Origin of the sequence: Sphingomonas sp. 3-13AW (assembly GCF_049311085.1) — a bacterium.
Classification (GTDB): Bacteria; Pseudomonadota; Alphaproteobacteria; order Sphingomonadales; family Sphingomonadaceae; genus Sphingomonas.
In genome coordinates, this window is record NZ_JASNVZ010000012.1 from 85,439 (window position 1) to 102,469 (window position 17,031).

Here is a 17,031-nt window from a genome sequence, read left to right on the forward strand (position 1 = left end):
ATGTCGTATCAGCAGTCCGACCTGGACCGGCTCAACCAAGCGATCGCGAGCGGCATCCGCAGCGTCACCTTCGCGGATGGTCGCCGGACGGAATATCAGTCGCTCGACCAGCTCCTCGCCGCGAAGGCGGTGATCCAGAGCGAGCTGGCGATGAAGGCGACCGCGAAGGGGGCCATCGTCCGCCGCCGTGTGCCGTTTTACCGGAGCGGCCTCTAAATGGCCGAGCGCACCCTGATGGATCGGCTGCTTCGGCGGCCGCCTGCCGAGCCGGCGCCTGCCGAGCCGGCGCCCGCTGTCGCGAGCGAGCGCAAGCGCATCCGTACTGGGCGCCGTCCGCGAGCAGAATACGATGGCGCCACGCTCGGTCGCCGGGCCGCAGGGTGGCGGCGCACGCGCCTGGATGCCAATGGCGAGCTCTCGCCTGCTGTTGCCGCCGCGCTTCGCGGAATCGCGCGTGACCTCGTCCGCAACAACCCGTTCGCGGCGCGCGGCGCGTCCACGATCGCGAACAACATGGTCGGCACCGGAATCACCTTTCAGGTGTACCGCGACGGCAAGATCGATGACCGGCTGAACAAGCTGGCTCGTAGGCACCTCGACACCATCGCGTGCGACGCCAGCGGTCGGCATGATCTCTACGGCCTCCAGCTTCAGGCGGCCCGGACCATCGTCGAGAGCGGCGCCGTGGTGATGCGTCGCCGGTGGCGTCGGGCCTCCGACCGGCTGCCGCTGCCGTTCCAGCTTCAGGTGATCGAGCCTGACTATATCGATCCGTCGAAGCACGGGCCGCTCTCCACCTCTCCCGGTGTGCAAGGCGGCTTCCTGATCAACGGCGTGCAGTTCAGTCCGCTCGGTGCCCGCGAGGGCTACTGGCTGTTCAACGGCCATCCGGGTGGAGGTCGCGCCGACGCGCTGGGCTCTACCTTCGTCAAGGCGGCAGACGTGGCGCACGTGTTCCGCGCGGACCGCCCGGAGATGGAACACGGCGCCACCTGGTTCGCACCGGTCATCCTCCGCATGAAGGATTTCGGCGACTTCGAGGATGCGCAGCTCACGCGTCAGAAGCTCGCCAGCGCGTTCGTCGGTGTCGTGACCGGCGAGGATCCGGACGGCCTGATCCCCGGCATCGCGCAGGAAGAGGGCGGGCCCGACGATCGCGAGCCGCTCGACTATATCGAGCCCGGCACCTTTCAATACGCCCGCCCCGGGGAGGACGTGACCTTCTCCAGCCCGCCGGGCGTCGACGGGTACGCTGACTACACCAAGGTCTCGCTGCGCGCGGTGAGTGCCGGCCTGGGCGTGCCGTACGAGGCGCTCACCGGCGACCTGTCCAACGTGAACTTCTCGTCCGGGCGGATGGGCTGGCTGGAATATCAGCGGTCGCTGGCTGCCTGGCAGTGGACGATGTTCATTCCGCAGTTCTGCGGCGCGGTTTCGACTTGGCTGATCGATGCATTCGCGATGCTGGGCGAGAACGTCGAGGGCGTCACGGTACGGTGGACGCCCCCGGGCCGCGAGATGATCAACCCCGCCGAAGAGGTGAAGGCGACCCGGGACGCCATCCGCTCTGGTCAGGACACGATCTCCGCTGCCGCCCGCCGCCGCGGGGAGGATCCCGACACCTTCCTCGCCGAGTGGAAGGCCGACGCCGAGAAGATCGACAAGCTCGGGCTCATTTTCGACTGCGACCCTCGCCGGGTCACCGCTGTCGGCAACCCCGCGGAGCAAGAGTCCTCCGCTCCTCCCGCACAGCCTCAGGGGGCCTGAATGCTCGAAATCCTCATCTACGGAATCGTCGGTGACGAGTGGGACGGCCTTGATGCCAAGACGCTCTTCGCCCTGATCGCCAGCGACGACGGCGACATCGTAGTCCGCATCAACTCGCCTGGCGGGTACGTCATGGAAGGGCTGGCGATCTTCAACGCGCTCGCCGCCGCCAAGGCCGCCGGCCGCAAGGTCACCGTCCATATCGACGGGCTAGCGGCCTCCATGGCGTCGGTGATCGCGATGGTCGGCGACGAGATCATCATGGCCGACAACGCTCTGATGATGATTCACAATCCGTGGGATGTGGCGATCGGCGACGCTCGCGAGCTTCGCGCTGCGGCCGACAAGCTCGACGTGATCCGCGACCAGCTCGTGCGGATCTACTCGGGTCAGACCGGTCTCAGCGCCGACGATCTGATCCCCATGCTCGACGCAGAGACCTGGCTCACCTCGGAGCAGGCGCTCGAGCAAAAGTTCATCACGTCCGTGTCGGAGGCGTCGAACGCCGCGGCCTGCAACGTGTCAGCATTCGGGTTTCGCAAGGCCCCCGAAAGCCCGGTCATCTCCGCATTGGCGATGCTGGGAACCCCGCGGACGGCCGCTGCCGCTCCTAAACGTCCACAGGAGAAAACCATGGACCTCTATAAGACCCGCGCGGCGCTGGTTGCCGCGATCGCCACGTTCCAGAAGGACGGCGGCACGCAGAACGAGATCGACAAGATCGTCAAGTCTGCCGTGGCGCTCAACGCACAGGACGCGCTCCCCGCAACCGGTGCCCTCGCCTTGACGCCGGCCACCAGCACTCCGGCGCCCCAGACCGACACGTCGGCCGTCGCGCTCACCACTGCCGATGTGCAGAACGCCGTGACCGCGGAACGCTCCCGCGTTGGGACCATCCGGGCGCTCGGCTCTAAGCACAATCTGCCGGGCGACTTCATCGACAGTCTCGTCAACGACGGCACTCCGCTCGCGACGGCACGCGAGAAGATCCTCGACAAGCTGGCGGAGGAGGGTGATGCCGCCAATATCGGCCACAACAGCCCCGCGCGGGTCACCGTGGACCAGCGCGAGAAGTTCCGGGAGGGCGCCACCAACTGGCTGCTCGTCAAGGCGGGCGTCGCTCACCTTGTCGAGAAGGCCGCCGCGCTAAACGGCAAGCCGATCAAGATCGACCCGGGCGAGTTCCGTGGCGTTCGCAACGTCGACCTCGCGCGCGAATCGCTCGGCAACCTGGGCGTGAACATCACCACTCGCGACCCGGACCAGATCGTTCGCCAGGCGATGACCTCGCAGGGCGCGGTGATCACGCAGACGACCAGCGACTTCCCGGTCCTGTTCGAGAACGCGATCCACCGCACGCTGCAGGCTGCCTATGCGACGACGCCCGACACCTGGACGCGGTTCTGCGGCACCGGCACGGTGACCGACTTCCGGCCGCATAGCCGATACCTGCGCGGTTCGTTCGGCGCGCTCGACAACGTAAACGAGTCGGGTGAGTTCAAGAATAAGGCCATCCCTGACCTCGCGAAGGAAGCGATCACCGCCTCGACCAAGGGCAATATCATCAACCTGTCGCGTCAGGCGATCGTCAACGACGATATGGAGGTGTTCTCCGGTCTCGCCGTCGACCTCGGCCGGGCCGCCAAGCTGACGATCGAGATCGACGTGTTCGCGCTGCTCAACAGCAACCCGATCATGAACGACGGCAAGCCGCTGTTCCACGCGGACCACGGCAACCTCGCTGCAGCGGGTGCCGCGCCTTCGGTCGCTGCCTTCGACGCGATCCGCGTTGCGATGGCGCAGCAGAAGGACGTCAGCGGAAACGAGTTCCTCGACATCCGCCCGTCCATCCTGCTGCTCGCGCTCGCGCTTGGCGGCGCAGCGCGTGTCATCAACGGCAGCCAGTACGATCCGGATGCCGTGAACAAGCTGCAGCGGCCCAACATCGTGAACGGGATGTTTGAGGACATCGTCGACAGCCCGCGCCTGTCCGGCGCCGCCTATTACGCTTTCGCGGATCCGAACGTCGCGCCGGCAATCGAGGTGGTGTTCCTCAACGGTGTGACCGAGCCGTTCACCGACAGCCAGGACGGCTGGCGCGTCGACGGCGTCGAGTGGAAGGTCCGCCACGATTACGGCGTCGGCGCCGTGAACTGGCGCTCCGCCTACAAGCAGCCCGGCGCCTAAGGCCCGCGCACCCGTGAACCTGCGGCAGGGCCGGCTGCGGCCGCCCTGACCGCTTTAGGAGAACAGCCATGAAGTTCGTGAAGCTGCTGACCGCAGCGCACGTCGCGGGCGTGCTGCGGCACCCCCACGAGGGTGTGCTGCATGTTGACGATGCCGAAGCCGAGCGCCTCGTCGAGAGCAAAGTGGGCGAGGATGTGACCGCCGACTTTACCGCCAAGCAGAACCGGGACGCCCCGGTCGAAGCAGGCACCGAGCCGAGCGGCTCGCAAGCGGAGACCCCCGCTAACCCCCACCAGGCCGAAGTCGAAACCGACGCTCCGGCCGAGGCCAAGCCTGCGCGCCGCAAGGCCGCGGCGGACAAGGAGTAAGCCAAGATGGCACGCAACTTCATCCAGCCCGGTGAGACCATCACCATGACCGCTCCCTATGCGGTAACCAGTGGTGCAGGGCTGCTGGTCGGCGCGGTGTTCGCCGTTGCCCTCGCCTCTGCTGCGCAGGGTGCCCCAGTGGAAGCGCGCCGCGTTGGCGTGTTCGACATGACCAAGGCCCCTGGAGAAGCTTGGGTGGCGGACACCACCAAGCTTTACTGGGACAACACCAACAAGCGGGTCACCTCGACCGCTACCGGCAACACGCTGATCGGCGTGGCGCGTCAGTCGCAGGCGTCTGCCGACACCGTCGGCCGGGTTCTGCTGACCGGCCAGATCGCCGCGTAAGGCCATGGATCCGTTCGCCTCGGCGCTCGACGCCCTGTTCCACGGGCCGGGCTCCGAGGCGGCGGATTACGTGACCGAAAGCGGCGTGCAGGAGGGGGTGCGGATCATCCGTTCCCGCCCGACTGCCGACGCCCCGTTCGGCGACAGCCGGATTCGGCAGGACACCTGCATAATCGACGTGCGGCGCTCCGAAGTGCCCATGCCGTCCGCGGGCGATCGCTTCCTGATCCGCGAGATTGATCCGGCCGCCCAGGCGGAGGTCCTAACCGTCTGCATCGTCACCGGCGACCCGGCGGTCGATGTCGAGGGCATGACCTGGACCTGCGAGGCGCCGGAAGCGTGAAATTCGAGGTCGAGGTCCCCGACTTCGCCAAGGTGATGCGCGAAGCCGAGGGCGGCGTCGCGCGCGCCGCGACGGTCGCTATGCGTGCTACCACTGGCGACGCGCTGCGCGAGCTGCGCGGGCAGGTGACCTCGGCCGGCCTCGGACAGCGCCTGGCGAACACATGGCGCGGCAACGTCTATCCGAAGTCGCGGAACGGCATGAACCCGGCCGGCTACATCTACAGCCGTGCCCCGGACATCATCGACAGCTTCGTGCGAGGCGCGACCATCCGTCCCGTCGGCGGCGCGAAGTTCCTCTGGATCCCGACCGGCAACGTGCCGCGCGCATCCGCTCGCATGGGCCGGATCGGCCGGCAGTCCAATGGGAAGATGAGCGCGCGAGGCCTGAAGGGTGGCGCGATCACTCCAGAGGAATGTGAGAACCGGTTCAACACGGACTTCATCATCCGGCGCGGCAAGAACGGGAACCTGCTTGCCTTCATGCAACTCATTCGCTCCCGGAGCGGCCGCGGCGTGCGCGCCAACACCGCCGGCCGCCAACGGCAGGGCCGCGCTGCAACCCTGACGCTCATGTACACCCTCGTGCCGAGCGCACGCATGCCGAAGCTGCTCGACCTTGATCGCCCCGCCGCGAACTGGAGCGCGGCCTTCATCGCAGCATTCACGCGAGGCCTGGAGAAGAACTGGTGAGCAAGCGCCTCGATGTTCTCGCCGCCGTAAAGGCGCTCGTACAAGCGGCCGTGCCGCACTCGCAGGTGCTGGGGCTCGACGGCGCCGACGCCGCGCCCGCTCGGATCCCGCCGACGGGGCGCGTGGTAATTCGCAGTGGCGAGCCCGGAGAGCCCGAAGTCGACCTCTGTCCGCTCGTTTACCACTATGAGCACCGCATCCCAATCGAAGTGACCGGGGCCACCGAAGAAGACGTCGACCGCATGATGGGCCGGATCGGTGACCAGATCGAAGCCGATCGCACGCTCGGCGGGCTGTGCGACTGGCTGGAGCCGACCGGTCCCAACACTGACGACATCTACGGCGAGGGCGCGAACCCTGCGCGCGGCGGCGACTTCGACCTGGTCGCCTCCTACTCGACCACTTCCCCTCTCAACTGAGCCCGAAGGAACCCACCATGGCCGTACAGCCTACCCGCCGGCGCGCGCTCGGCATCAATGCCGTGCAGTCGGCCGTGTTCGAAACCGCTTATGGGCAGACGCCCACGAGCGGCTTCCGGCGCCTGCCGTTCGTCAGCAACTCTCTGGGCGAAGAGCGGCCGCTGATCGAGGACGACCAGCTTGGCTTCGGCCGCGAGGGGCTCGACCCGGAATATGACGTCGCGACCAACGACGGCGACGTCGTGGTGCCGATGGACACCCGCGCATTCGGCTGGTGGCTGAAGCTGCTGCTGGGCGATCCGGTTTCCGCCACTGCAAGCGGCGTCACCACGCACACCTTCACTTCCGGCAAGGACCAGCTGCCGTCCGCGTCGATCGAGATCGGCAACCCCGAGATCCCGAGCTTCTCCGTCAACTTCGGCGCGCTGGCGAACCAACTGCGCGTGTCGATGGCGCGCTCCGGCATGCTCAATGCGACGATCGGCGTTATCGCGCAGGGCGAGACCCGCAAGCAGGCGCTGAGCGTCGCCGGCACGCCCACGACGCTTGCCGGCGAGCGGTTCCAGCAGGCGACGGGTTCGATCAAGCGCGGCGGCGACGTGCTGGGCAGCGTTACGGGCGCGGGCTTCACCTATTCGAACAGCTACGAGAAGGTGGAGGCCATCCGCGAAGACGGCCGTATCGACGGCGCGGATCCGCTCAAGGCGATGATGAACGGCGAACTGACGATGCGGTTCGACCGGCTCGACCTCTACGACGCGGCTGTCGACGGCACGCCGATCGATCTGTCGTTCGGCTGGAAGCGAGGCGATTTCAGCCTCGTCTTCACTGTCCCGCGCGTGTTCCTCCCGCGCGTGAAGACGCCGATCACCGGCCCGGGCGGCGTCCAGGCCACGTCCAACTGGCAGGCATCTGGTGCCGGCGGTCACACGCTGACGGCCGTGCTCAAGAACGACGTCGCCAGCTACTGATCCTCCAGCGGAGAACGCCCGTGAAGAAGGAAGATACCGCCGCCAACGCGGCGACCGAAAAGACCGTGCCGCCGCTGCCGACCCATGCTGCCGCCGGCATCACCCCCGGCTTTGCCAACCTTCGTGTCGTCGACACCGCGACCGACAAGGTGATCCAGCACGTCCTCGAAGCCGACACCGAGAAGGGCACCGTCCGCCGCTATGCGGTCGAGCGCGGCAACTTCGTCCGCGAGGGCAGCGACCTGAAGGTGATCGAGGAGGAGCGCAAGGTCCGTCTCGAGTGGATCGGAGACGCCGCCTGATGCTCGTTATCCAGAAGAAGGCAGAGGGCCCCGCCTGGGTGCCCGTAATGGGCTGCCAGGTGCTGTTCGCTCCGATCGACCGCAAGATGATGCGCGGGGCCCGCCGCGCTGCGATCAAGGCGATCCGGGGCGAAGAGGCCGAGGAAGGCGAAGATGCCGCTGATGCCCCGGCTGCCGAGCAGCTGGAGGAACTGGGTGACGCACTCAGCGTGGCCTTGATCCTTGCTGGCGCCCGCGACTGGAAGGATGTCTGCCTGATGGGCGGGCCCGAGGACGAGGGCCCCGGTCAGCAGCTGCCGTTCAGCCGGGAGAACCTTGAGCATGCGCTCTCAGACCCGCTCATCTTTGAGGCTCTCGACCAAGCGTATGTCATGCCGTTCGTGCTGCGGGAGCGGACAAAAAACGTCTCCGCCGCCTCTCAGAATGGCACTGGGGAGGCGGCGATGCCGGTGAGCGATATTGCCAGCTCACCTGCCAAGCGAGCGAAGCGCGGCGGTGCGAGCAGTGCCCGTACCGGATCGAAGAGCCCGATACCGAGGAAGCGGAAGGCGTCTGGCAAGTCCTGAACTCCTGCGAGCGGCAGCTGCGCGTCCGCGGAATGGACGGCAAGCCGTTCGCCCTCGACTACGCCGCCGTGATGGCGATCGGTGCTGCCTTGGGTGCCGACATGGAGATGCTGGCGGACGTTCTGCCAGACGCGGAAGCCGTGATCGTCGCCCGGTTCGCCGGGGATGACGCCGGGGATTGAGGAGGGCGCGTGGAAAAGTCCGTCTCGATCCGCATGGGCACGACTGGGAAGGCCGATGTCACCCGCACCTTTGACGAGATCGCCGCGTCGGGTGACGCGTCGGCAAAGCGCTGGAGCAAAGCCTACCAGCGGGCGGGTGAGGAAGCTGAGGCAGCAATCCAGCGGCAGGCCAACGCCGCTGCCAAGATCGCCGCGATCACGCCCCAGTCGGCGGTGCAGATGCGGATCGCCGACGCGAACGGCACCGGCTTTGGCCAGTGGGAGGGATCCGCCCGCCAGTCTGCCGCGGCCTTCAAGGAGCTGATCGCAGCCGAAGAGCAGCTGGACGTCCGGACCCGGGCGCTGGTGAGCGCGATCGATCCCGCCTTCGCAGCTCAGCAGCGCTACAACGCCGAGATCCGCGAGGCCGCGGCGCTGCACGACGCCGGCCGCATTACGCTCGATCAGTTCGTCCAGGCCGAGGCACAGGCAGCTGCGATCCTCGAAAAGGTGGCTGGCGCAACGCGCACGGCCGCGACCGAGACTGCCGAGCTGACTGCGGTACAGGCTCGCGTCGAGGCTGCCGCCGGGACCGGCTTCGGCCAGTGGGAGGGCTCAGCAAAGCGCTCGGCTCAGGCAATGAGCGAGTTGCTCACCGTCGAAGAGCAACTGGATGCCCGGACCCGCGCGCTGGTCGCCTCCATCGATCCTGCTGCGGCCGCGCAGCAGCGTTTCAACGCCGAGATGGAGGACGCGCGGGATCTTGTCAGCAAGGGCCGGATCTCGCTCGACCAGTACGTCGCCAAGCTCGGGCAGGAGAGGGCCGCCCTCGACACCGCGACCGCGGCGCAGCAACGCAACGCCAACTCCGCTGGCGCCCAGCGTGCGGCGATGCAGGGCCTGTCGTTCCAGGCGCAGGATCTGTTCACCCAGCTGTCTATGGGTGCGAACCCGCTCAGCGTGCTGGCGATCCAGGGCGGTCAGGCGGCGGGGCAGTTTGCCAACCTAGAGGGCAAGGCCGGGTCGTTCGCCCGCTTCATGATCGGGCCCTACGGTCTCGCGATCACGGGCGGCATGCTGCTGCTCGGCGCTCTCACCGATCACCTGCTCAAGAACAACGACGCTTCGGAGAAGGCCGAGGCGGGCATGAAGAAGTTCCAGGACCGGCAGTCGGATATCGGGAACTTCATCGACAGCACGACGGGCAAGCTCAAGGAGCAGAACCGCACGCTGGTCCTCAATGCCATCCTGACGCGCCAGGCGCAGATCGCGGCGAACGAGAAGGCGGTCACCGATGCCCGGGCGAAGGCGTTCGATCGCGCCGCGGATGCTACCCTCCGCACGACCCGCGCCGCCCCAGGCTCCACGACGAGCGGCGTGAGCTTCGAAGACGACGTCGACGTGCAGCGGGTCATTCGCGCTGCGGGTGGTGATGTGGCGAAGCTGGCCGACGGCCTCGCTGCGCTGGCGAAAACCCGGCCGGAATTGGCGCGGGTAGCCCTCGACGTCTCCGGGATCGGCGGTCAGGCGATCATCGCCACGCGCGAGAACGCGGACCTGCAGAAGGAGCTTCGTGCGCTTCGTGGCGACACCACCGCGCTCGCGAACGCCGACACCAGCCTGCTGGAAGCGCGTGCCAAGCTCGCCGGGGCGACCACCACGCTTGATCGCGCGCAGGCGCAGTATCAAATCCGCATCAAGGAAGCCGATGCCGCCTATGAGGCGAGCGGCAAGACGCACGCGGATCAGGCGAAGCTGCTGGAGGCACGCACGGCAGCCGAGCGCGATCTCAACGTCGCGCAGGACGCCAGCCGGCGCAGCGGTGATCGCCGCGCGGAATCGCTGGGCCGTCAGGCCGAGGCGATGGAGGTCAACGCCGAAGCGTCGCTCGATCTGGCGAAGGCGTATCTGGTGGGCGGAGCTGCCGCCCTGCGCGCCGAGGCTGCCCGCAAGGGCCTGACCGACGCCACGCGTCGCGGCATCGACACTGACGCGCAGGTCGCCCGCCAGCTGCAGGTGATGGTCGGCGAGCAGGTGGCGAGCGGCGCGAAGTCCGTTGCCCAGCTGCGTGAGGAGACCGAGGCCCGTGCGGCTGTCCGCGCTCAGGTGCTCGCCGGCACGCTGCCCGCGCAGGACATGGCGCGAGCGCTGTCCGACGAGGCTGCACTTCGGCCGCTGCTGAAGCTGCAGACGGTGGCGCAGGGCGAGGCGCTGGCGCAGCTGACGACGGTGATCGAGGCTTATCGCAAAGCCTTGGCCGAGATGCACGAGGAAGAGGCGAACAGCGGCGCGGTGAAGGCGACCGATGCGGCCAAGGCCCGGTTCGCGGAGACCATCTCCAGCATCTACGACCTCGCAAAGGATCCGCTGAGCCGCGCGATGGATAGCGCGCGCCGGGCCGCAGAGACGGAGGCAGACAACCAGGGCTACAAGGGCGAGGAGCGCAAGCGCTTCGTGGATGCCCGTGTAGACGAGTCATGGGCAAGCGAGGCGAAGCGCCGTGCGGAGTATTACGCCGGCACCGTCGAGGATCAGCGTGACTCCCTGCAGCTGGCGCAGCTGGAACTGGCGATGTCCGCTGCCAACGACAACGAGCGCGGGCGCCAGGCGGAGAAGCTGCGGCTGATCCTCGACCTGAAGCGGCAGGGCATTGACGCCGACAGTACCGAAGGCCGCGAGATCCTCGCGAACCATGAGCGGCTGGACGGCCTCTATAATCAGGCGAAGCTCGCCGCCGCCGGGTTCCAGGAGCTGCGCGACTTCGGCAGCGACTTCGTGGACACGGTGCTTTCTGAGGACACGTGGTCGAGCTGGGGGAATGCCGGCAAGACGATCCTGAACATGCTCAAGAGCGAGTTCATCAAGCTCGCCCTGCTTAACCCGATCAAGAACCTGCTGAACGGCGACAAGGCTCTGCCCACCCTCACCAGCGCGATCGGGAACATCGGGAAGCTGTTCGGCTCCAAGGGTGTCGGCAACAACGCGGCTGGCACGGAATGGTGGTCGGGTGGCGCCACCTGGCTCGCGGAGAACGGGCCGGAGATCGTCAACCTGCCGCAGGGTTCGCGGGTGACATCGGCCGGCGAGACGCGGCGCCTGCTTGGTGGGGCAGGAGGGATGCCGGGGGGCGAGATGAAGCTGAAGCTTGAGCTCACCCCGTCTCCGTACTTTGACGCCCGGGTTTCGTCCGTGGCGGGCCCGATGGTGGCTCAAGGTGCCGAAGTCGCAGCGGCGGGTGGCGCGGCAATGGCGGAGGCGAACGACATGGCAGCTGGCGCTCGACGTCTAGGGCGGGGTTGGCGCTGATGGCTGTTGAGATCCCGCATCTGCGGATCAAGTCGTTTGCGCTGCGCCCGCGTCTGTTCAGCAGTGAGCAGGAGGGCGCGCTCGGGGGCCCGGACCTTCCTATCCCGCGCCCGGGCGATCGTTTCGCGGTGGACGTCGAAACCACCCAGTTCCGGAACGATGACGAGGGGCGGGTGATGATGGCCGCGCTGTTCGAGGCCAGCAACGGAACCGCTGCCATGCGGATCGTCCAGCCGAACCGGGCCCGTCATACCGCCGGCTTCGCCGTGGTGGTCGATGGCACCGACCAGGGCGGCACGACGCTGTCGCTGCGCGGACTGCAGCGGGGCTGGCTGACCCGCGGCAACTTCTTCAGCATCATCCACCGGGGGCGGCATTACGTCCACATGATCGCTGGCGCCGGGCAGATGATGGTGCCGGAAACCGGAAGGGTGGAGTTGCCCATCTGGCCGATGCTCCGCTTTCTGACGATCGACGCCGAGCCCGTCGAGTTCGTGGCCCCCATGATCGAGGGGAAGCTGCTCGGCTTCGACAAGGGCGCGCTGTTTCGGCGTGCGAAGACGGACCCACTGTCGTTCAGCATCCAGGAGCGGGCATGACGTTTCGCCTCACGCCCCAGATGGCGGCAGCGCTGCGCTCCGGGCGATACCCGTTTGCGCCGCTCGTGCGGGTGCGGTTGCCCGGCTACACGCTGTGCCAGGTGGTGGGCTCGGTCGAGGTGCCGTTCGGGGCGGACCGTTACGTCGGCGAGGATCCGCGCTTTGGCGTCCTGGTCGCTGCGAGCAACCTGAAGGACGGTGTAGCGGACGAGGCGCCGGATTGGCAGCTGACCTTCGTTCCTCCAGACGAAGCCGCAGCCTCGGAACTGGCGTCGGCGACCGCTCAGGGCGGGGAGGTCGCCGGCTGGCTCGGCTTGATCGATCCCGCGACCGGCCGGCTGCTGCCGGAGCCGTTGCAGCTGTTCGCTGGAGAGCTGGACGTGCCCCGGCTGCGGGTCGGGAAGGGGACGCGCACGCTGGAATGGCGCTGCGCCTCCGCACTCGAGACGTTCCATGACGTAGAGCGCGGCGCCCGTCTGTCGGATAGCTGGCACCGGATGATGTGGCCGGGCGAGACCGGGCTGGCGAACATGACCGGCATCGACAAGACGTCGCTATGGGGTGTCGAGAAGCCCCCCTCAAACGTCCGCGTTGTTGGCGGCGGCAGCCTTGCCGCCTCATTCCTCGGGAACATCGGGCTATGACCGTGCTCCTTCGCCGCCAGCAGGCCACCGAGGCGACCCTCGACCGCTTCAGGGGGCAGCCCCTGATCTATGGCAAGAACGACTGCGTGCGGATGGCAGCGTTTCTTCTGCGCAAGATGGGGCACCGGCCGCAGCTGGCAAAGGCAGGAACTTACTCGTCGATGCTTGGCGCTAGCCGCGCGCTGCAACGGGCTGGCTTCGAAAGCTTGCCCGATGCACTCGATGCATTGGGCCTCATGCGGATCCCGCCAGCCATGCGCTGGATGGCAGATCTAGTTGTGGTGCCCGGTGAGGGCCCCTTCGGAGGCTCGCTGCAGGTTGCCCTGAACAACGGCCGCACGCTCGGATGGCATCAGGATTTCGAAGGCGCCCAGATCCTCCAGCCGGTCGAATTTCTCACCGCCTGGCGCGTCTAGCTACCTGGCGTTTCGCTTGCCGGCGAACAGACGAGACGGCCCCGTAGGCGAGCGTCGCTAGAGGGTAGTTCGTCGGCAATCCTGCAGCCCGTCGCCTTCTCCACCGCGAGCCTTTGCCGATCGCGCTCTTCGATATCGTAGCGGACCAGCATCGACTTGCGAGCGACGACGACGCTCTCCCCTTCGACCGTGACGCGATACGTCTTCCCGTCGACCTCGACTTTGGACGTCCCTGCTTGGCCCCCGGGCAGCAAAACAGCTGCAGCAGCCAAAGCAAATCCAAGTGCGAAATCCATCAGCTGCTCCCTCGGAGACATCCTGCCATGGCGAAAGCCCTGAGAACAGCCGCCTTCGTGGTTGGTGCCGTCGCCTTGACGGCGACCGGCGTGGGCCTTGCCATCGGCGCTGCAGCGGCCGCTACGACAACGATCGCGGGAGCATCGATCGCGACGATCGCGACTGCGGCCTCGGCTGGCGCGAGCGTGCTATCCATCGCAGCGTCCGTTGCCCAGCCGAAGGGCTCCCTCGGCGGCAATCCGACCCAGTTTACGATCGATAAGGAATCGGGGCTGCCGTACGCGATGGGCCGGACCTACTCGGCCGGCAAGGTCGTGCATCGCCAGTTCTATGGGTCGAAGAACAGCCTGGAGAGCTGGGTCGCGGTCCACAGCATCGGCCCTATCAAGAGCCTCGGTCCGTTCCAGGTCGAGAAGGCCACCGTCAATTTCTCCAATCGTGCGGCGCTGGGAACGTACGCGGGCTACATGTGGCTCGACCAGCAGCTTGGCGCCTGTCCGGAAAGCCGGGCGCTGCAGGGGCCGCAGGGTGACTTCCCCGGCTGGAATGCGACCTCCAAGCTATCGGGGCTCGCTGCTGACCTGTGGACGCTCAAGTTCGACAGCAAGGGCAAGAAGTTCCCGAACGGGGTGCCCGAGCGCGGCCGGATCCTTGAGGGCGTCTTCGTCTACGATCCCCGTCTCGACAGCACCTATCCGGGCGGCGCGGGTCCGTGCCGGCTGGGGCAGGAGGCGACGTACGTCTACAGCGAGAACCCGGGGCTGCATGCTATCACCTGGGCGCACGGGCGGGCCCAGAACGGCACGCTGATCGCCGGGGGCGGTATGAAGGTCGTTGGCATCGACCTGGCGCCGTTCGTCGAGTTCGCGAACATCTGCGATGCGAACAACTGGAAGGCTGGCGGCATCGTCTACACGACGGCCGACAACGACTGGGACATCCTCAAGATGATCTGCCAGGCGGGCGGCGGCGAGCCGATGCCGGTCGCCGGGCAGCTGTCGGTCACCTTCAACGCCCCCCGGGTGTCGATCGGCACCATCACCAGCGGCGACATCATCGGCGACGTCGACGTGCCGGGAACCGCCTCACGCCGTGCTCGCCGCAACACCGTGATCCCCTGGGTGCGGCTGGAGAGCCACGGCTGGGAGATGGTCCCGCTCGATGCGATCGCGATACCGGACTATGTCGCCGTCGACGGCGGCAGCCGGCCGAAGGAGGCGAAGTTCCCGCTGGTGCAGCAGGTCGACCAGGGCGCGCAGCTGGGCCTCTACGAGATCCTGAACGGGCGCGAGCTCGACGGCATTCTTCTTCCCTGCAACGCCACCATGATCGGCTATCGGCCCGGTGACTGCCTGACAGTGGACATTCCCGAAGCCGCGCTCGTCGGCCGCAGCGTCGTGGTGCGTATGCGCGAAATCGACATGGCGACGGTCGGCGTGACCTTCACCTGCCGGTCGGAGACTGCGTCGAAGCACAACTTCGCGCTCGGCAAGGGCGGCACCGCGCCGCCGACGCCCGATCTTTCGATCCCGACGGTCGACCTCAGCGCGCCAGATGCCGCCGACTGGATCGCGAACGGGGCGGTGCTGAGTGCCAACGGCGTGTCCTTCCCGGCGCTGATCGTCACCGGTGCCGCCGATGATCGCCCGATGGCGGGCGTCCTGTTCGAATACCGGCCCTATGCGGCTGGCGCCGATCCGGACGCCGGCTGGAGCGGGGGAGGTATCGACGGCGCGGGCATCACTCGCAAGGAGATCACGAGCGTTAGCTCCGGCACGCAGTACGAGGTTGCGGTCCGCTATATGGTGGCGGGCGCCTACAGCGACCGGCTGGTGCTGGGCCCGGTCACAGCCGGGGTGTTCAGTGCGGCGGGCGGAACCCAAGCCGCAATCGCCACGTCGTTCCCCATCGGCCTGACGATCTCGGCCGGCGACGACGGGGCGCTGTCGATCAGCGCGCACACTCGCCGCTACACGGACGGCCATCCGGACGTTGCGGTTGCCGGAGCGACGATCGCCACCGGCCTCGCTCCCGGCTCCTTCCGAGCACTCGGCTACGACGACGAGGAACGCCTTGGCGGCGCAGTGACCTACCAGCTGTTCGAAGACGATATCGACGCCCGCGCCGCGCCCGAGCACCCGGGCCGGCATTACCTGGGCTATGCGATCATCCCGACTGCCGGGAGCCCTCCGTCGAGCGGTGGCGGCGCGACTCCTCCAGGCGGGCAGTGCGTGACCACCGACACACCGATCCTGATGGCCGATGGTACGGAGAAACCGGCTGGCGGCCTTGCCGTTGGTGACCGGATCCTGACGCGCCACGAGCTGCGCCTGAGCGAGATCGCAGGCGGCTGGGGCATCTTCCCGGTTGAGGCGGTGGAGATCGCGGACAGCGAGGACGTGTGGCTGGCGGAGGTTGGCGGCCGGCAGCTGCGCGCCACCGGCGATCACCTCGTTTATACCGGTTCCTGGAAGAAGATGCGCGACATCGGCACGCCGGTTCCGGGTTCGCATCAGATCGTCAAGGCGACGGTGACGGACGCCCATACCTACGTCTCCAACGGCGTCCTCTCGCACAACATCAAGATGGAGCCGCGGCAGGTCGACCAGACCTGATACCGGCCGGCCAGCCGACCTGTCCGCACCCAAACACCTCACCGGAGAACCGTCCATGACGCAGGATGTCACGGCGCGCCACGATCTCAAGATCTGGCGGAACGACGACTATTACGAGTACCCGATCCGCGTCGTCGGAGCCGATCTGAAGAACATCGCGCTTGCCATGGAAGTTCGCCTGGATGGCGACGTTCCCGGCCCTCCCCGGATTGCGCTCGCGAAGGTTGTGCCGGGCGAGGGGGGCGCCACCTACGAAACGCAAGGCGTCCATTTCCGGGGTGTGACTGTCGTCGACGGTGTCGACGTGAGCGACATCCGAATCCGCATGGATCGGAGCACCCTGCAGGGCCTCGACTATTTTGGACCGATCGGAACCGCCGCCGAGTTCGTTTATGCGCTAGTCATCGGGGGCCGCACGCGGCTCAGCGGTCGGGTCATCCTGCCGGCGCACCCGTACCGCTCCGATGACGCGCCCGCCAACCGACCGCTTGCCTATGCATCGGGAATGGCGCGGCAAGCGGTGTCCCCCGACGCAGGCGCAACCCTGACGATCAGCCAGGATGGCGGCGCCACAGTCGTGATCGACGGTGCGGACCTGATCGGCGGCTTGCGCGAGACCGTGGAGGAAGCGCGGATCGTGACCGTCGCAGCGGCTGCGCGCACCGAGGCGATCGCCAGCACCAGCTATCGGGCGGTCGGGACCTATGGCGCGCGCGAGGCGATCCCGCTCGATCAGCGCGGGCCCGGCATGCGCGTGCATGTGCTGGAAGCGGAGCGGACGTTTGAATGGCGCTCGGATCTGTTCGCCCCGGGCGCATGGGATGGCTTGCTCACCGAGGAGGAGTTGACCCGCCTCGACCTGATGCACGGCGGTTTGTCGCAGGATAAGGTCTATGGCCTGACGGGCACCCTCGACGCTCTGCGGGAAGCAGATTCTGCGGCCGTTGCGGTCAAGATCCTCTCGCCGCGTGCGGTCGCGCTCTCCAGCGCGGCCAACCCGCGCGGCTATGTGGAATGGGCAACGGCAGGG

At 67.4% G+C, this 17,031-nt stretch carries 19 protein-coding genes; 18 read left to right on the forward strand and 1 reads right to left on the reverse strand.

All coding sequences use genetic code 11. The features are described from left to right. The 16 genes from QP045_RS13690 (at position 1) to QP045_RS13765 (ending at position 13,089) form a co-directional block, all read left to right on the forward strand. Positions 1-216: a phage head-tail joining protein gene (locus QP045_RS13690; protein WP_422515548.1), complete on the forward strand. Its 216-nt coding sequence runs from the start codon at positions 1-3 to the stop codon at positions 214-216. Then, entirely contained in the window at positions 217-1,767 is a 1,551-nt protein-coding gene (locus tag QP045_RS13695; RefSeq protein ID WP_422515549.1) for a phage portal protein, read from the forward strand. It begins immediately after the preceding gene. Further along, entirely contained in the window at positions 1,768-3,954 is a 2,187-nt protein-coding gene (locus tag QP045_RS13700; protein ID WP_422515550.1) for a ClpP-like prohead protease/major capsid protein fusion protein, read from the forward strand. Positions 3,955-4,022: 68 nt separating this feature from the next. Further along, complete coding sequence (locus QP045_RS13705; RefSeq protein ID WP_422515551.1) at positions 4,023-4,322, forward strand: hypothetical protein; 300 nt, start codon at positions 4,023-4,025, stop codon at positions 4,320-4,322. A 6-nt stretch (positions 4,323-4,328) separates the two neighbouring features. Beyond that, the gene (locus tag QP045_RS13710; RefSeq protein WP_422515552.1) at positions 4,329-4,670 is read left to right on the forward strand and encodes a DUF2190 family protein; all 342 of its coding nucleotides are present in this window, start codon (positions 4,329-4,331) and stop codon (positions 4,668-4,670) included. 4 nt (positions 4,671-4,674) lie between these two features. Beyond that, positions 4,675-5,013, forward strand: coding sequence for a head-tail joining protein (locus tag QP045_RS13715; RefSeq protein ID WP_422515553.1), 339 nt, complete (start codon positions 4,675-4,677; stop codon positions 5,011-5,013). Beyond that, the gene (locus tag QP045_RS13720; RefSeq protein WP_422515554.1) at positions 5,010-5,705 is read left to right on the forward strand and encodes a DUF6441 family protein; all 696 of its coding nucleotides are present in this window, start codon (positions 5,010-5,012) and stop codon (positions 5,703-5,705) included. Before QP045_RS13715 ends, QP045_RS13720 begins: the two co-directional genes overlap by 4 nt. Beyond that, a complete protein-coding gene (locus tag QP045_RS13725) occupies positions 5,702-6,124 on the forward strand; it encodes a hypothetical protein (protein WP_422515555.1) in 423 nt (140 codons plus the stop codon). The genes QP045_RS13720 and QP045_RS13725 overlap by 4 nt, the downstream gene beginning before the upstream one ends. Positions 6,125-6,141: 17 nt before the next feature. Then, a complete protein-coding gene (locus QP045_RS13730; protein ID WP_422515556.1) occupies positions 6,142-7,095 on the forward strand; it encodes a phage tail tube protein in 954 nt (317 codons plus the stop codon). A 20-nt stretch (positions 7,096-7,115) separates the two neighbouring features. After that, positions 7,116-7,397 carry a hypothetical protein gene (locus QP045_RS13735; RefSeq protein WP_422515557.1) on the forward strand — a complete coding sequence of 94 codons (282 nt, stop codon included), beginning with the start codon at positions 7,116-7,118 and terminating at the stop codon, positions 7,395-7,397. After that, the gene (locus QP045_RS13740) at positions 7,397-7,963 is read left to right on the forward strand and encodes a hypothetical protein (RefSeq protein WP_422515558.1); all 567 of its coding nucleotides are present in this window, start codon (positions 7,397-7,399) and stop codon (positions 7,961-7,963) included. The genes QP045_RS13735 and QP045_RS13740 overlap by 1 nt, the downstream gene beginning before the upstream one ends. A gap of 32 nt (positions 7,964-7,995) precedes the next feature. Then, entirely contained in the window at positions 7,996-8,145 is a 150-nt protein-coding gene (locus tag QP045_RS13745; RefSeq protein WP_422515559.1) for a DUF7697 family protein, read from the forward strand. A gap of 9 nt (positions 8,146-8,154) precedes the next feature. Continuing rightward, the gene (locus QP045_RS13750; RefSeq protein WP_422515560.1) at positions 8,155-11,430 is read left to right on the forward strand and encodes a phage tail length tape measure family protein; all 3,276 of its coding nucleotides are present in this window, start codon (positions 8,155-8,157) and stop codon (positions 11,428-11,430) included. Next, on the forward strand, positions 11,430-12,029 hold the full coding sequence (locus tag QP045_RS13755; RefSeq protein WP_422515561.1) for a hypothetical protein: 600 nt from the start codon (positions 11,430-11,432) through the stop codon (positions 12,027-12,029). Before QP045_RS13750 ends, QP045_RS13755 begins: the two co-directional genes overlap by 1 nt. Then, the gene (locus QP045_RS13760) at positions 12,026-12,673 is read left to right on the forward strand and encodes a hypothetical protein (protein ID WP_422515562.1); all 648 of its coding nucleotides are present in this window, start codon (positions 12,026-12,028) and stop codon (positions 12,671-12,673) included. Before QP045_RS13755 ends, QP045_RS13760 begins: the two co-directional genes overlap by 4 nt. After that, entirely contained in the window at positions 12,670-13,089 is a 420-nt protein-coding gene (locus tag QP045_RS13765; RefSeq protein ID WP_422515563.1) for a DUF6950 family protein, read from the forward strand. Before QP045_RS13760 ends, QP045_RS13765 begins: the two co-directional genes overlap by 4 nt. Here the strand turns inward: QP045_RS13765 and QP045_RS13770 are convergent. After that, positions 13,086-13,385 (reverse strand): hypothetical protein, encoded by a 300-nt coding sequence (locus QP045_RS13770; protein WP_422515564.1) that lies wholly within the window; start codon positions 13,383-13,385, stop codon positions 13,086-13,088. The two genes, QP045_RS13765 and QP045_RS13770, sit on opposite strands and share 4 nt — an antisense overlap. Before the next feature lie 27 nt (positions 13,386-13,412). Between QP045_RS13770 and QP045_RS13775 the strand changes: the two genes are divergently transcribed. Both QP045_RS13775 and QP045_RS13780 read left to right on the forward strand, forming a co-directional pair. Next, positions 13,413-16,001, forward strand: coding sequence for a hypothetical protein (locus tag QP045_RS13775; RefSeq protein WP_422515565.1), 2,589 nt, complete (start codon positions 13,413-13,415; stop codon positions 15,999-16,001). Between the two features lie 55 nt (positions 16,002-16,056). Beyond that, positions 16,057-17,031 (forward strand): hypothetical protein (locus QP045_RS13780; protein ID WP_422515566.1); only part of this gene is annotated, 975 nt, incomplete at its 3' end.

Coding starts and splice junctions, on each gene's coding strand:
- QP045_RS13690 (WP_422515548.1), top strand. CDS start 1: ATGTCGTATCAGCAGTCCGACCTGGACCGGCTCAACCAAGCGATCGCG.
- QP045_RS13695 (WP_422515549.1), top strand. CDS start 217: ATGGCCGAGCGCACCCTGATGGATCGGCTGCTTCGGCGGCCGCCTGCC.
- QP045_RS13700 (WP_422515550.1), top strand. CDS start 1,768: ATGCTCGAAATCCTCATCTACGGAATCGTCGGTGACGAGTGGGACGGC.
- QP045_RS13705 (WP_422515551.1), top strand. CDS start 4,023: ATGAAGTTCGTGAAGCTGCTGACCGCAGCGCACGTCGCGGGCGTGCTG.
- QP045_RS13710 (WP_422515552.1), top strand. CDS start 4,329: ATGGCACGCAACTTCATCCAGCCCGGTGAGACCATCACCATGACCGCT.
- QP045_RS13715 (WP_422515553.1), top strand. CDS start 4,675: ATGGATCCGTTCGCCTCGGCGCTCGACGCCCTGTTCCACGGGCCGGGC.
- QP045_RS13730 (WP_422515556.1), top strand. CDS start 6,142: ATGGCCGTACAGCCTACCCGCCGGCGCGCGCTCGGCATCAATGCCGTG.
- QP045_RS13740 (WP_422515558.1), top strand. CDS start 7,397: ATGCTCGTTATCCAGAAGAAGGCAGAGGGCCCCGCCTGGGTGCCCGTA.
- QP045_RS13745 (WP_422515559.1), top strand. CDS start 7,996: ATGGACGGCAAGCCGTTCGCCCTCGACTACGCCGCCGTGATGGCGATC.
- QP045_RS13755 (WP_422515561.1), top strand. CDS start 11,430: ATGGCTGTTGAGATCCCGCATCTGCGGATCAAGTCGTTTGCGCTGCGC.
- QP045_RS13760 (WP_422515562.1), top strand. CDS start 12,026: ATGACGTTTCGCCTCACGCCCCAGATGGCGGCAGCGCTGCGCTCCGGG.
- QP045_RS13765 (WP_422515563.1), top strand. CDS start 12,670: ATGACCGTGCTCCTTCGCCGCCAGCAGGCCACCGAGGCGACCCTCGAC.
- QP045_RS13770 (WP_422515564.1), bottom strand. CDS start 13,385: ATGGATTTCGCACTTGGATTTGCTTTGGCTGCTGCAGCTGTTTTGCTG.
- QP045_RS13775 (WP_422515565.1), top strand. CDS start 13,413: ATGGCGAAAGCCCTGAGAACAGCCGCCTTCGTGGTTGGTGCCGTCGCC.